Origin of the sequence: Pedobacter superstes, assembly GCF_037622515.1 — a bacterium.
Lineage (GTDB): Bacteria > Bacteroidota > Bacteroidia > Sphingobacteriales > Sphingobacteriaceae > Paradesertivirga > Paradesertivirga superstes.
Map to the genome: position 1 here is coordinate 764,345 of NZ_JBBJCN010000001.1, position 15,398 is coordinate 779,742.

Genomic DNA, 15,398 nt, shown 5'->3' on the forward strand with positions numbered 1-15,398 from the left:
ACGTAGTAGCGGCGGCAGATTAAGTCTGCCCAAATTCAATGTTATCATATCTTTAATATTTAGGGTTATCATCAGGAGATATAAGCTGTAATCGCCTTATTATCTTATGTTTTTTTTAAGATTTACGTTCATCCTTCAACATCCTTCTTCGTCAATACTTCGCGATCCCAGGTATACCGTATCCGAAACATCTTTCCGGCTTGCGGCTATCAGGAAGAAGTAGATCTCCAGCTTGTCGCCGCTGAAATCACAGGGAACATCCAGGTGTACTGAATTGCCTGATTCACTCTGTGCGGACAGTGTGTAAACCCAGCATTTCTTTACGGAATTATAGACCAGAAGAACAGCGGTTCCATAAGTAACAGGATGATGATGACACCAGCTTAAGTTTATCCTCCAGCCGCAAACTGATAGTGCATGCATGTAGCCCGTGCGCATGTTTCCTGAACTTAGCTTAACAGCCTCAAAACGAATAAAACAACCGTCGCCGGAGCCATATACAGCTTCTTTGCTGACCCTGCTGAACGCGCTGTTAAAAGCTGTCTGCTTTTTCTTCCCTCTTTCGGGAAGCAGATGTAAAAGTTCCCTGAGCGGGTTAAGAAAGCATGAGGTAAGGGCGAACTTTGCCCTTTGTGTTTTTTGCGCCTCTGTTGCTTCCTTCAATGATTTTGCCGGAGCCTTCCGTATGCGATACCCTTGTTTGCTCCAGTAACCTATTATATCACCCACTTTTCCCCTAAAACTTCCCAGAACATTATTTACTAAAATTGCCATGATCCTTAAAATTGATGGTGAGAAAAAGAAACCGGGTTGCCCCGGTTCCCTGAATTATGCTACAAGGGTGGATCCCAGATATATACTTGTGGATACCAATTTACCATCAGCAGAGATAAAAGCCATCCAAACCTCAACGGTATCTCCCGAAAAGCTGTCGGGCAGAGTAATTGCCTCTGTGGCGGCACTCCTAAGAGCAGTTCCGGTGGTATATACATACTGGGATTTTGCCGGATTATAAATCATCAGCATCGCTTTGTCAGTAGCTTTTGCGTTGCCTGAACCTGTATTATCGGTCCAGCTTAGCGTTAGCACAGCCTCATCTACAGAAGAGGCTGCCGCATTCCACGGACCGGTAAGATCGCCCTGGCTAAACATCACTTTAGTGTAATCTATCAAATAATCGGGATAGGTGCCGGTAATGGCCTCCTTCACAATCAGCGAAGTTGCTACATTAAAGCCTGAATTGTTTACTGCCACTTTCCTGAACCCAATACCCACTAAAGGGCTCACTGGCTTAAGAAAGCCTACCGCAAGACCTAGTTTAACACGTTGCTCCAGCTGTTTGTCCGTTGGCGCTTTTGATGATTTCTTCGGTAAGCTGCGCATGTAATCTATTCCGTTCCAATTGCTTCCGACTACTGTTCCGACCTTGCCGGAAAATGAACCGAGGATTCCTTTTGAATAAGTTCCCATAATCTTGTTTTTTAAGTTTTGAATTTTTAATTAAAATTTCAGCACTCTGTTTGTACCGGTACGCTGTGCTGCTGAAACGAAAGTAGAGGCTGAAAACGAGCAAAAAAATAGCTGACCCTATCTGACCCCGTACTGACCTCTATTGACCCTGAAAAAGGGCATTTGTTCAGTACTTGCTCAGTGCTTGTTCAGTTCTTGTTCAGCTAAAACCGCCTTCAGAGCGTTCTGAGCTGAACAAAGGGTAAAGAAAGTATGAAGGAGAACTGAACAAGGTATGCGGCCGAAGGCATCGACTCCTATCGTCGATGACAAAAGAGGGTGCTGCGACCAGGCCCTTTGTCATTTCGACCACAGGGAGAAATCTTACCTGACATTATGTGACACCTGATCTTGGGGTGGTAAAAATGCGCTACGTTCATTAGATCTCTCCTGCCCGTCGAGATGACAAACGGGGATTACAAAAACAGGGCATTCAAGCTGCCTGCCCATTAGTGCTTACTACTCCTCACGCAAAAACAGGGAAAGCACGTCGAAGTCGAACGTCTATATATTTCTTCTACTACCCATGAGCTGCAAAGATCAAGCTATTATTAAAATAGAAATATATTTCAATCTTTCTATGATATACCTCTATCTAATTATTTGAAGTAGTTTTCACGGACACTACCTCACTTTAGCCTGGAAAATCAACTGTACTAATAGTTCCTAAAATGCAAAAAGGTACAGGATAGCTATTAACCATCCTGTACCTAATTGAATATGTATTTTATTATCCTTTCTCTGAGGTTATTACCATAACCCTAAAGAAAAAGCTTAGACACTCTCTATTTTCCGGATAATCCGTCGGCAACACCAACATACGCGGGTTTACGTACATATCCTTCTGTCCATAAACCGATTGGCTCACCAGCCCTCCAGCTTGAACCTGCCGGGCTATCAAGCGGGCTCCAGATTGTTATTCCGTATCGTTGTGCGGCAGGAATAAGTTCAAAGTATTTCTTTATCACATACTTGTACATTTCTGCCTGTGCAGCGTATTGTGCAGGAGTGGCTTGTGGTGTTTTTGTATTCGCCCCCAGGCCCATATCCAGTTCAGACACTTTTATAAGTTTACCTGTTGCAGCTAAAAGCTTAAACATCTCGTCAATCTTTGTCTTGTCAGATGTAGCATCGATATGCATTTGAGTACCTATACCATCTATCTTTGCGCCTTTACCTTCTAAGTAACTAACGTAGGCTATCAGCCCTCTGCATTTATTCAGATCGTATTCAAGATTATAATCGTTGATGAAATGGATATCAGTCGAATTGCCGTATTGACGGGCCAGTTGAAATGCTTTTAAGGCATAATCTTTACCTAAATAATCCTGCCAGAAGAAATTGTCTGCAGGTATATTCGTTCTGCCTGCAGCAGTCTTTAGTTCGGCTGGCTTCGCGTCATCCATTGGCTCGTTTACAACGTCCCAGGCTTTAACGTAACCCTTTGAAGCGGTCAGCATTCCTTTAATCCAGGTGTCAAGGGCATTGGTGAGGATAGTTTTCTTTTCGTCGGCTGTTTTCTCAACGGAAGTACTTCCTCCGGTTGGATTATACTTCTTTAGAGTTATATTATCGAAGTAGAAGGAAGTTGCAGTTTTTCCGAGATTGAAGGCGATGGCACCGCTGGTTGCCATGTCTGTAGTAACAGTGATTTCTTTCGTATATGTAGCCCAGGTAGGCGTTGAAGAAATAGTACCAAAGAAATCCCAGTGTTTATAAGCTCCGGGGGTAACGTGGGCCTGCGTAGAATATGAAGCTGCTACATCAGATCGAACGCTCATAATAAGCTGATATTTTTCGCCTACCTGAACGCCAGGTGAAAACTTTAAAAACAACTGCGCATCATAGTCATTCGTACGGACAGCGGCATTTGTCACTTTCAAAGCCCTTCCAGAACCGTTTGCACCCTGGCCCGCGGCTGTAAATGACATTACTGCATTTGTATTGGACTGGTAATTTGGCGCAGCGTCTGTTTCGAAGTCGGCTCCTGTAACAAGGTCCCAGCTTGGGCCACCTGAATTCGGAATCACTACCGGCGCAATGAGGCTTTTCAGATAAGTTGCATTTTGGTTGGCATGCCACATTAAAGTGTGACCGTAAACTGATATACCAGCGCTTGAAGCTGTTTCCAGCAATGTTGTCACATTGGTCAAATTCAACGTTCCGTTTGCCTGAACTACCGCTCCATGCTTCATGTCGTACCCCATAACAATTTCATCGAAATTACTGTTTACGAGCCTGTACATCAAGCCCTTTTGAGTATACTGAGACAATGAAAGCGCTGCACCAAGTTTAAAATTAGGATTTGCAGTCCTGTCCAGATAAGATTTTAATGGCTGGTAGGCGTTTATTTGCTCTTGTTCAGCGAACGTAACCGGCTTTTCTACCTGAAACTCCAGAGCCTCATATTTTTCACAGGAAACCAGTCCAACTGATACAACAAGACCTAGTGCTATTTTGTTAAAGAATTTCATATTCTAAAAATCTAAGGTTGACAATTAGTTAGCTATTGGTGTGAATATTTCGGCTTTGACACCACGATTGCGAAGTACGAGGGTATCAGCAGTCGTAATGTTTCTGTCTGACAATTCTACCTGATAATTCAGATAAAGAGCATCGCGATCCTGATTACCCCAGCTGTTCTTCTCACCTCTTTTTACGAATTTCCCGTTTCCGCTGGCGACAAAAGTAGCGTCGGAAGCAGATACGGTGCAATTTCCTGAATCATCAAAAGTCAGAAGCAGAGTTCTATTAATATTGGTTCCGCCAGCTCCTTTGAAAGTCACAGGGAATAAAGTTTTGTTCAGGGAGAGTGTACTCAATTGCTTTACCTCATCATTTTCCACATATGGCATGTGGCGAATATTAGTTTCGTTTAATGAGGTGTTTCCAGCTTTCCCAACCGCTACATCCTTACCTCTGCGCAGGTAGAGTCCATGCCATGGATTTATGTATTTTACAGCATAAAGGATGTGCTTTTTGTTCGCTAACATTGAATCAGCGTTGGTAACACCCGTCATTTTTAAAGGGATAACGTAAGTTGTATTTACAGACAGTGGATCAGCGAAAAAGGCATCAGTAAGCTGAACTTCAACTCCTCCGATTAACTGTCCCTTAGGAATAACAATTTTGTCGGATGCAAGGGTATAGTAATTGCCGGGCATAGGAATGACATTACCAGTTAAAGGTAAAGGAGCGAATTTAAGTCCCTGTGTTAAGGCATTATCTACCGCTATGCCAATCGTTATATCCTCTTTATTTAAGTAAACCCCACCAGTAGTTGCCATAATCTGAAGCTTATGCTGGTTGTCTAATGAAGTGTCGAAGATATCTTCGCCTAAAGTCAGCGTCCGGATGGGTGCCTGATAGGCGAAGTATACTGACTGCATTCCAGAGTCAGGAAACTCCCATTCCGCATTTTTACAAGAACTAAGTGCTGCTATCAGCACCAGTGAAATATTAAGTAGTCTTTTCATCACTATAATTGTTTTAACCAGCGGCAATTGAACGTAACCTTTAAGTATACTGAGCACATTGCGCCTATGGTTTGATTAAATTTTTAATCGGGTAAGAGGCCCGCAGGCCTGATCCCATTTACCATCCTGAGTTTTGCTGTTGCTGTAACTCGCTAAATTTCAAAGTTTCGCTATAAGGGATTGGGCCGAATCTCATATAGTCTTGAAAATCACGCGTTTCTACATCGAAAGGAGACTGGGGGATATTTTGAAGAATACGTACGCCCTTGGCGGTTTCTTTTAAATCCGAATTCCATCTGCGCAAATCCCAAAAACGAAATCCTTCAAAGGCCAGCTCAATCCGTCTTTCGTTTCTTATCAATGTCCGCATAGCATCTTTATCACTCTTAATGGATTCTAGATAAGCATGATTGTTTGCTGTACCTACAGCAGCCCTGGTGCGCAGAGCTTTAATGATGTCATAAGCTGAGTGTGCATTCCCTCCGGTTGCTAATGGTCCCCATGCTTCATTTGCTGCTTCTGCATAAATAAGGAATAACTCCGTATAGCGAATATGCGGCCTATAGTGTTTCTGGTTGTTAATAGATGCAGAGTTACGACTTACGTCATGTCTCAGCAACTTACGCATATAATATCCGGTTCTGGTAGAGGTTTCTACTTTTAATAAAGCATCATTCGTCGGGCCATCTGCCGTTGTGTTGATGGCAGTATTTGTTGGTCCAGCAGTATTTCCATTGTATATGATATACTTTTGCAAACGTGGATCCCTGCTTGCATATGGTGTAGCAGAATTATAGCCACTGGATGTTGAATTAGTGATAGGATATCCATTCGCCATCGGGAAAGCGTCCACCAGGTTTTGCGTAGGATTTAACCTGCCCTGACCAAATAAAGTAGGTGGGTAATGTGCTGCCTCCAGGTCGCTGCTTGAGGCCACGTTGGATCTCCATAACACTTCTTTAGGAGTACCTCCGGAAGCCAGAGCGTCAATCTCTGCCCTGTTATCATACCAGGTAACACCATTAGCATCCAGGTTAGTAAGCCATCCATTCAGTTGTAAAACTTCTGCAGCACGATTCGCTGCGTCCGCCCAGGTTGTGGTAGTACCGCCAGAGCTAAATGCAGGGCTTGCTGCCAGCAGGGCTGCTTTTGCACGAACTGCTTTGGCGATGCGGCTTGTCATTCTTTGCTTAAACAGTCGGCCAAAAACTCTATTATAGTTTTCCACTTTAACCCCCGCGTACTTTGCAGGAATCACTGACGCCGATGCTATATCGTTATAATCAAGTGGAAGAAGCTCCTCTGCTTTAGTCAGGTCGCTATAGATCTGCTGCATACAAACGTCGAAAGTAGCTCTGGGCCTATTGAAATCTGAAGTAGGACTTTCGGGTTCAAGCACTAGAGGGAAACCTAATAACACACCGTTCGAGAAGCCTGCATGAGCTTGCAACAGATGAAACATATGATATGCCCGAAGTCCGTAGGCTTCACCTTTCAAACGATCTCTAAACATGTCGTTGATCATAGGATCTTTAGAATCCCAGGTAACTTTGTCGGCTTCGGCCAGAAAAATATTCAAATATTGAATAGCAGATCTGGTGTTAGTCCACTGGTCGAGGGGATTAAATGCAGATGACCACTGACCGGTAGCAATCCTTCTGAAATTGTTCGCGGCGTCGTTACTTACAGCATCATCTGTGGCAACGTCATTAAAAGACCAACCATTTGTGGGAAGGCGGGTATATCCGTTAAGCAGAATCCCGTGAGCGAGACTTGGCTCGGTATATATATTTTCGAAATCCCCGTTATTCTGAAGAGCAGGTTCAGTGAATTTTTCACAGCCCATCAGAGTAAAAACGACTCCTGCAAGTAGTAATGAAATTTTCTTCATGTTGTTTAATATTATAATCCAATTAAAACAGGGCTTTCACTCCAAAGTTGTACATCCTGGTTTGAGGAGAGCCTCCAAGGTTCATTTCTAAAATCTCCTTTTCTTTGGCCACCGTTAGCAGGTTGAAACCGGCAGCATACACGCCTATTTCTTTGATAAACTTACTTTTAAGTACCTTATTCGAAATCTTGTATGACAACTGCACTTTAGACAGATCGAACCTGTCTGTACTGTACATCCAGAAGTCGGAGGTTCTAAAGTTGTTATCTCCGCCAAGTGTAGTAAGTCTTGGGAATGTAGCAGTATTTTTGGTTGCTTCGGTCCAACGGTTTCTAACCACGGCCGAATATTTATCCTCGCCGTTAACCCAGAAATAATTGTCGCTTTTTACAGCAGATCCTCCTACCCGGCCGGTGGTCAAGGCAAACAGAGTTAAATTCTTCCATGTTGCAGAAAGATTTAAGCCCAATGTCAGAGGTGCACCAAACCATCCGCCACGACCAAGATAAATCTGATCACGGTCATTTATAACATTATCGTCGTTTTGGTCTATATACCTGATATCACCCGGTTTTACCTGGCCAAATGCAGGTTTGGCGTTGCTTATGCCATCAGCAGCGGCAACTTCGCTGGCATCCATATAGAATCCATCGCTTTGAAGGCCCCAGATAGCATCGAGAGGTTTCCCCTGACGATTTTGATACGCGTCTTCAAAATTCTCAGCACGTTTTGTAGCCTTTGTAGTATAATAAGTAGCCGCGGTACCCACAGTCCAGTCGACCGCCCCAACTTGCTTGTGGAAGTTCAGGTGAAAATCTGCTCCTGTGCGCTGATCGTTATTATAGTTTACATAGGGGATAAATGAAGAGTTCGGGAATCCCTGAGTAAAGTAACTCGGGAACAGCACATTACTCTGTACGATATTACCAGTCAGATTATTGCGGAAGAAATTTGCCCCGAAGTTTAGCTGGTTTTTAAACATAGCGCCCTCGATCCCAAAACTAAGTTCTTCTCTTCTTGCCATTTTTAGATCCGGATTACTACCACGACGAGAATCGGTTGACTGAGTTCCCGCACCGTCATTCCAGCCATACCAGTTACCACCCGTTCCAGTATAAATACTTTCATACAAGAAGTAGTCATTGATATCAAGATCGGTATTCAATATTCCGGCTGATGCTGTCAGCTTTAGATTGTCAAGGAAGGAAACATCTTTCAGGAAAGATTCCTCGCTAATTCTCCAGCCTATTGAAGCCGCAGGCGAAAATGCAGTGCGGTTACCTGGAGCAAGCTTTGGCGAACGTACAAAGGCACCTGTTAGCTCGGCATAATACTTTCTGCTAAAATTATATCCCAACTGCAATCCAAGGTTGGAGTTCGTTGTTGGTTGATAAGTTTCGGACATTGACTGACGATAAGCAGCCCCCATTAAGATAGCCGAAATACTATGGCGATTATTAACTACTGTGTTATAGTTTAACTGACTTGATAGGGAAATCGTCTGACGATACCAACTATCAGCTATAACCTCATTTCCGCTTTTGGTATCTTGGCCAAACATCTGCAAACCGGAAAGCAGGTCTGTGCCTGAATAATTAGTCCAGGATGGCTGATAAGTAGCATAGCCGTTTCTGTACCCCTGGTTATACCTGTTCCAATAATCTACGCCCATGCTGGTATTAAAGGAAAGCCCTTTTAACACCCCATTTAAATCCGCGTCAACCCCTGTGGTAAACTGAAATTCGCGTTGAACAAAATTGTTATCACCGCCGGCATAAATGGCAGCAAAAGGATTGGTCTGATCCAAAGAGGTACCTCCAAGCACATACTTACCATCAATGATTTTAGCAGCGTTAACCACTGCCCAGCCCGCCTGATCGTTTTCTTCGAGCAAACTTATTGGAATAAGCGGAGTAAAGCGGTTAGGACGTAAGGATGCAGCGTTAGCCCAGTAATCGGTATTTACGCCCCCGCCGTTTGAAAATACGGCACTGGCATCCACACGCGCTTTAAGGATTTTAGTAAGCTTCATATCAACATTTCCGCGGACATTAAAACGCTTTGTGGTATTATTATCCGTGGCCTCACCAAAATTTAACAGGGAACCATTGGAGTTAAAGCCAAGATTCGTATAATAACGAGCTCGTTCGTTTCCTCCGTAGATCTCAGTTACTGCATCATAACGGCCAAAGCTATTTTTGATATAATCTGAAGAGTAATAATCAACACTTGGATAGCGATACGGGTTAACTCCCGAATGATTATATATTGTCTCGCTAGAATATAAAGCTCCTAAGCCATCATTGACCCGGGCCTCGTTATAAAGAGTCATATACTCAGAAGAACCAAGATATTGAGGGAATCTTTTGGGCGCGTTAACGGCGGCGTTAGATCGCACAGTGATCTTCTGATCAGATTCCGTTCCTCTTTTGGTTGTTATCATGATCACACCTTTAGCGCCACGGCTTCCATAAAGAGCAACAGCGGAAGCGCTCTTCAGGAATGTTATCTGATCGATCTCATTTGGCGTAACACTAGTAATGTCCCGCGGAACACCGTCAATCAAAACCAGAGAGGAATTCATTCCCCACAGGTTATTCCCGTTGAATCCTGGCGCAAGAGCTTCCATGCCGTCTAAACCATATGTAAAGAAATTCTTTTCAAATAGCTGTGACACGTTTACATTAGATACCCCTGAAGGCAGGTCTGTTTCGTCTACCGATTTGAAAGCCACAGGTATTGAACGAATGTCTTTCGCCAAATCAATTTTTTCCAGTTCCGCGCTTGCAACAACAAGTGAAGGCTTATAACCGGGTGCAGTTATGACCAGTACTGATTCAGAAGGAATTTCAACCGAAAACATCCCGCGATCGTCTGTCGTTATATTAATCTTACTCGTCTCGTTGCTTACTACTGCTCCTTTAACTGGTTCGCCGTTTGCCCCTCGAACAACAGCTTTAACAGATATTTTAACGGCCTCCTGAGCCTTTGTCACACCGATCATCAGCGTGAGTAATAAGCACAGAGCCATTGCTATTTTTGAATATTTCATTTTGTCTTTTTTATCTGATCTTAAAAATTCCCAAAATTACCAACCTGGGTTTTGCTTAAACTCCGGATACATATTAACATCGGCTCGTTTTAACGGAAGCCAGTAATGCTTTTCTAAAAACGGTCTTTGCAAGATCACTTTCTCACTAAGGTTAGCCACTTTATTCGTTTTTGGATCTTTCGTAGGATCAAGTGGCGCGGCTCTATTGAACTCTATCTTAGTCTTCAAAGTATAAGGATCCTCGGCCAAGAGATACCAGCGACGAAGATCATTAAAGCGATGGCCTTCAAATGCAAGCTCTACTGCACGTTCGCGTCTAACTTCTTTCATAAATTCGTCGGAAGAAGCGAGGAATTTTGCCGCAACACGACCAACTCCTGCGCGGTCGCGGAGAACATTAATTGCATCGACAGCAGATTTGCTAAATCCGGGCGCTGTTGCAGCAGCAGAATTATAGCCAGCTGTAACCGCTTCAGCATACATTAAATAAATGTCAGCTAAACGCATGTAAGGAACCTTGATATTAAGATTTTCACCATAATTCCAACCCTGATCATATCCATTGGCAGTACGGGGAATAAACTTATAATTGATATAACCTGTACGGCTGCCTGAAATATCACTGCGATAACTTCCATTAGTAAATAGATTAGCATAGCGATTCGGCTCCACATTTGCAGGAAGAGCACCTTGAATGACTTTTACTCCATCAAAACCGATATCATTATAGAATCTCGGATCACGATTACGCCATGGAAACTCAGGATCATAACCGGAGGCAGCATCTGCCTGGGCTAAATTTGGGATCGGTAATCCATTCTGCATACCGTAATTATTAACGTAATTGGCTGTTGGCGCAAACACCAGGTTTTCACTGCCAGCCGCCAAAGTGGTATACTGCTTTGCTGTACCATATGTAGACCCGTGTGCACCCCAGTATGGCCCTTGGAAAATAGCCTCGGTACCGCCCGGAATCATAAAGTTCTGACCTCGTGTATAGAAGTTGGTACTGTACTGAGCAAATGGCAACAGTTGGTAAGGAGTAGCGCCGCTTTCAGTAAGCTGCAACAATTCAGCAAATGCAGCCGCAGCTTTTTTGCTAAGTTCAACATTATAACTTTTACTATCTGAAGACTCGTAATTCATAAGCGGACTAGCAGCCCAGAGGTAATTCTTGCCAAGATATCCCAGCGCCATAATTTTATTTATGCGCAGCTTATTCTTTCCAAGAGTGGTTCTGCCGGCAACGGTTTCATCCCAATTAATCGGCAATAAATCAGCCGCTTCTCTGAAATCCTTTGCAGCTTTTTCAGCACATTCCTGATAACTCAAGCGTGGCATCCTAAGAGGTTCATCAGAGGGAAGAACATGGTCAATGTAAGGCAGCCCGCCGAAATATTGCATCAGCATGAAATGAGACCATCCCCTAAAGAACAGAAGCTGGCCCTTAATCAGATTGCGTTCTTCGTCTGTGGCATTTACCATCAGCTCCATATTTTCCAAACCAAGGTTAGATTTTCGGATGGCATACCAAGCTAATGGCCATAAGCCTTTGCTCATTCTGTCGTTGTTAGTGTTGGCTCCATTGTTATCCATAAAGCCTGCACCCCAGCCATCAAACTCTCTCTGCCAGCCCCAGAAATCTCCAAGGTCTATTTTATTAACGATGTGAAAGTTAAATGAAGTCGACTGAATTTCGTCCTCACCCCAGTTCCAGCTGTTTGTCCAATAACGATTGGTAAAGTCTGGAATACAGTTATACATTTCTTCTGTATATCCCTGGAAATTGCGGAAATCTTTGAATGCTGTTTCTTCTGATACAATGGATTCAGGAGCCTTGTCCAAATACTTTTTGCAGGAAACTACTCCGACCATAGAAGATACCATCCCTATGAGCAATATGGTTTTTATATATTTTTTCATCGCAATAATAATTAGAAGGTGATATTAGCACCCAGGTTATAACGTTTTACAGTTGGGTAAGCTCCCTGAGAAGCCCACCCCTGGCCACCAGCTCCCTGATAATTAGCTTCACGGTCGTCCGGCATTTTTGACCACACATGAAGATTATTCCCGTTTAAGAATAGTCTCACGCTTGACATACCTGCTTTTTTAACCCAGCTTTGGTTGAAGGTATAAGCTATCTCCGCATTTTTAAGACGGATGTAAGAAGCATCATACATATATCTGTCGGCGGTGTAGAAGCCCGTCGGTGTAGATTCCCAGCGAGGCATCGGCCCGTCCGGGCTGGTATTATCTTTATTCCAGTAAGAACCTTCCTCGTAAGCAACAGTGTTTTTTCCGGCGAAAGATCCCAATACTACCTGGCGGGTAACATTATTCACACCGTAGAACTGAGCAAAGACACTAAATCGCTTAATATCGAATCCCAGGGTTGCGTTATATGTATTTTCAGGCGCTCCTGAAAACCCATAAGGAACGTTATCATTTGCATCTATAATTCCATCCCCGTTATAGTCGATTATATGGAAATTGCCTGGAAGCTTTTGGTTATCGTTCGCATTATGCTGGGTGCTGGCAAAAAGCTCATCCCATGTATTGTAATATCCTTGGCTCACATAAGAATATGCCTGACCTATCTGCTTTTCAATAGGTTTAGAATAAAGCGGTAATAGTTCCGCAACGTCAGCCAGAATAACTCTATTGGTCGCACGGGTAAAGTTGACGTTTGACCATAAACGGAGATTACTATTTATTTTCTTGTTGAAACGAATATCAAATTCATAGCCTTTTGACCGCACCTTTCCAACATTGGCCGGAGGAGGGTTTGCACCATAATAAGTAGGCACAGCCCGGTTTGTGGTGATTATATCGCTTCTATCATCCTGAAAGAAGTCTATACTCCCTGTGATCATATCCCGAAATATTCCGAAATCCAGCCCTAAATTCTTTTTAGCTACTTTCTCCCAGCGAATGTTAGCGTTTCCTACACCTACTTGTCTGTACCAATTGTAAGGGCTTTGTTCGGCAGCTTCGCCGGTAATTCCTAAAGGTGTTCTGCCACCAAAAGCCCATGTATCCTGGTAAGCGAATCTTGGAGATCCACCATCATCACCAATCTCTCCGTAAGACGCTCTTATTTTTAGCATGTTTATGGATGTGATCGATTTCATAAACTTTTCTTCAGACAGCATCCAGCCGATTCCCCCAGCAGAGAAGAAATCAAAACGATTTTCTGGCCCAAACCTTTCAGAACCGTTGTAGGCCCCGCTATAGTCAAGGCTATACTTACCTTTAAAGTTATATGTTGTACGGAATACCCAGTCTTCACGATAACTTGGTATTACACTTCCAGAAGCATATTGATCACGGCTCCAAAGCCCCATCGCCGTAAGGTTATGATTCTTGGCAATCTGCGTCCCGTAATTCAACTGAAGCGTTGAAAATAAACGACGATAAGTAGCATTGTCGTCTACGTTACCAGGGGCAGGCGCCCAGCGCACACTTTCTCTCCATTCGAGCTCGGTAGCCGGGTCCTTAGTTTGCGAATAGGTAAGAAGTCCGGTTACCGGATCTATATACCTATTAAGAGTACCGTTATTGGTATCATTTACTCCACGGGCATTTTCGATGAAAGTATTGTCGATAGAAATATTTCCTCTGGCACTAAGGCCTTTTACTATTGCTTTAAGATTTTGATCAATAGTAAAGTCGGTTGTGATTCTCGAAGTAGTCACCTCTTGCAGACCACTGGTAGACAATATCTGGGCAGAGTTTAGACCTTGCTGCACATTAGGCGCATAATAACCCCACGTGCCGTCTGAATACTTAGGCAAAAACAAGTTTGGAGCAGCAGAATAAGCTGCAGTCCAGGTATTATACGGATTTACACCAATCCATGGTCTTGTTGTTAAGCCTCTGGAACCTGCTACATTTGTTTTGAAAACAGTGCTGGGCGTAAGTTGAAAATCGAGATTGCTCCGAACATTCATTCTTTTGAAACCATAACCACCATCATATCCCCGGTTGTTATCGAACCGGTTAAAGAGGTCTCCTTCAGAAAGATAATCGACAGAAGAAAAATACTTGACAAAAGGAGTTCCACCGCTAATATTAACGTTTGCGTTGTAAGACATTGCGTCATCTTTAAAAAGCACGTCTACCCAGTCAACATTTGGATACCGCTCTGCTTCTTCTAAATTAGCAGGAGACCGGTATTTCATCATCAGACCTTCAGGCATATAGGAAGACCAGGCGCCCGGTGCTAAACCCAGCTCATACTCGATAGTTTGATTACGAGTTTTGAACATGTCGTAAGAATCCAATTTGCCGGGTAACTTTGACGGAGCCTTCATCACGGTATTAAGAGAGGCTCTGATCTGGGCTTTCCCTTCACGCCCTCGTTTTGTAGTGATAAGGATTACTCCGTTAGCACCTTTAACGCCAAAAACAGCGGTAGCGGAAGCATCTTTCAAAACCGAAATTGATTCTACAGACTGTATATCGATATTGTTCATCGAACGCTCCACACCATCGACCAAAATGAGCGGACTGGCATTATTCCATGTACTGCGGCCACGGATAAGGATTTGAGGATCTTCCTCCCCTGGCATCCCCGTACTCGCTGTAGTAATTACACCTGGTAAGTTTCCGGTTAAGGCAGCGCCCAAACTAGATACACCACCATTACGCTCTAAAACTTCGCTTGTTGTTTGTGTAATAGCTCCTACCACGCTTTGCTTTTTCTGTTGTCCGTAACCGACCACTACAACTTGCTCTAATTGCGCAACATCGTCTTTCATAGATACGGTCACTGTATTTTTGCCACTGATGTCGACTTCCTGGGTCGTCATGCCCAGGTATGTGATTACGAGAAATCGTCCTTCGGCAGGAACATTAATCGAAAACGCGCCATTTACATCTGTCATGGCCCGGGAGGCCGACCCCTTGACGGCAACGCCTGCTCCGATAACAGGCTGTTTTTGCTGATCGACAACAATTCCTCTTACAACCCGGCTCTGCTGACCGAAGACAACACCTGCTAACAGCAGGATCAGAATCGTAAAGGTGAATTTTAACGTATGCCCTTGTGAACTTCTCTTAACAGGAGCAACATTATAGAATTTGGTAAATTTTTCCATTATTAAGGTTCTAGAAAATAGAATTAGTTAGGTTCGGTTCACTGTATTATGGCCATTAGACCTCTGACAGAAAATAGCGTACTTAAAAGAACGAGACGGTTCTTTTAATGAATTAAGAAATTTGTTCATTAGTTAGGTTTAGTTAAAAGTTTGATTAGTGATCGATATTCATGTTTCACTCTAAGCATTGAGGATAACAGTACTCCATTCCTGCCACCTTATAAAAATGCTACAGATTTATCCGCTTCCTATTGAGAGGATGTTAGCAGGAAGACGTTTAGAAATACCCCCTCCATGACGGGTCTTTGGTTGTAAAAATTTTAGCATATAAGTTTAAATTAGTTGTTACAATTTTTTGGTGATATTAA

8 protein-coding genes are annotated in these 15,398 nt (G+C 43.3%); all 8 read right to left on the bottom strand.

All coding sequences use genetic code 11. The features are described 5' to 3' along the window. Positions 1–135: 135 nt before the first annotated feature. Positions 136–774, bottom strand: coding sequence for a DUF6266 family protein (locus WG906_RS03420; protein WP_339991119.1), 639 nt, complete (start codon positions 772–774; stop codon positions 136–138). A 54-nt stretch (positions 775–828) separates the two neighbouring features. Then, positions 829–1,470, bottom strand: coding sequence for a DUF6266 family protein (locus WG906_RS03425; RefSeq protein WP_339991120.1), 642 nt, complete (start codon positions 1,468–1,470; stop codon positions 829–831). Positions 1,471–2,294: 824 nt separating this feature from the next. Beyond that, the gene (locus WG906_RS03430) at positions 2,295–3,983 is read right to left on the bottom strand and encodes an endo-1,4-beta-xylanase (protein ID WP_339991121.1); all 1,689 of its coding nucleotides are present in this window, start codon (positions 3,981–3,983) and stop codon (positions 2,295–2,297) included. A gap of 24 nt (positions 3,984–4,007) precedes the next feature. Further along, positions 4,008–4,985: a DUF5627 domain-containing protein gene (locus tag WG906_RS03435; RefSeq protein ID WP_339991122.1), complete on the bottom strand. Its 978-nt coding sequence runs from the start codon at positions 4,983–4,985 to the stop codon at positions 4,008–4,010. A gap of 118 nt (positions 4,986–5,103) precedes the next feature. Further along, positions 5,104–6,876, bottom strand: coding sequence for a RagB/SusD family nutrient uptake outer membrane protein (locus WG906_RS03440; protein WP_339991123.1), 1,773 nt, complete (start codon positions 6,874–6,876; stop codon positions 5,104–5,106). A 22-nt stretch (positions 6,877–6,898) separates the two neighbouring features. Then, on the bottom strand, positions 6,899–9,928 hold the full coding sequence (locus WG906_RS03445; RefSeq protein ID WP_339991124.1) for a SusC/RagA family TonB-linked outer membrane protein: 3,030 nt from the start codon (positions 9,926–9,928) through the stop codon (positions 6,899–6,901). Between the two features lie 36 nt (positions 9,929–9,964). Then, entirely contained in the window at positions 9,965–11,851 is a 1,887-nt protein-coding gene (locus tag WG906_RS03450; RefSeq protein ID WP_339991125.1) for a RagB/SusD family nutrient uptake outer membrane protein, read from the bottom strand. An 11-nt stretch (positions 11,852–11,862) separates the two neighbouring features. After that, the gene (locus WG906_RS03455; RefSeq protein WP_339991126.1) at positions 11,863–15,030 is read right to left on the bottom strand and encodes a SusC/RagA family TonB-linked outer membrane protein; all 3,168 of its coding nucleotides are present in this window, start codon (positions 15,028–15,030) and stop codon (positions 11,863–11,865) included. Positions 15,031–15,398 lie beyond the last annotated feature (368 nt).

Excerpts from the sequence above, each read along its gene's own strand:
- WG906_RS03420 (WP_339991119.1), bottom strand. The coding sequence starts at position 774 with ATGGCAATTTTAGTAAATAATGTTCTGGGAAGTTTTAGGGGAAAAGTG.
- WG906_RS03425 (WP_339991120.1), bottom strand. The coding sequence starts at position 1,470 with ATGGGAACTTATTCAAAAGGAATCCTCGGTTCATTTTCCGGCAAGGTC.
- WG906_RS03430 (WP_339991121.1), bottom strand. The coding sequence starts at position 3,983 with ATGAAATTCTTTAACAAAATAGCACTAGGTCTTGTTGTATCAGTTGGA.
- WG906_RS03435 (WP_339991122.1), bottom strand. The coding sequence starts at position 4,985 with ATGAAAAGACTACTTAATATTTCACTGGTGCTGATAGCAGCACTTAGT.
- WG906_RS03440 (WP_339991123.1), bottom strand. The coding sequence starts at position 6,876 with ATGAAGAAAATTTCATTACTACTTGCAGGAGTCGTTTTTACTCTGATG.
- WG906_RS03445 (WP_339991124.1), bottom strand. The coding sequence starts at position 9,928 with ATGAAATATTCAAAAATAGCAATGGCTCTGTGCTTATTACTCACGCTG.
- WG906_RS03450 (WP_339991125.1), bottom strand. The coding sequence starts at position 11,851 with ATGAAAAAATATATAAAAACCATATTGCTCATAGGGATGGTATCTTCT.
- WG906_RS03455 (WP_339991126.1), bottom strand. The coding sequence starts at position 15,030 with ATGGAAAAATTTACCAAATTCTATAATGTTGCTCCTGTTAAGAGAAGT.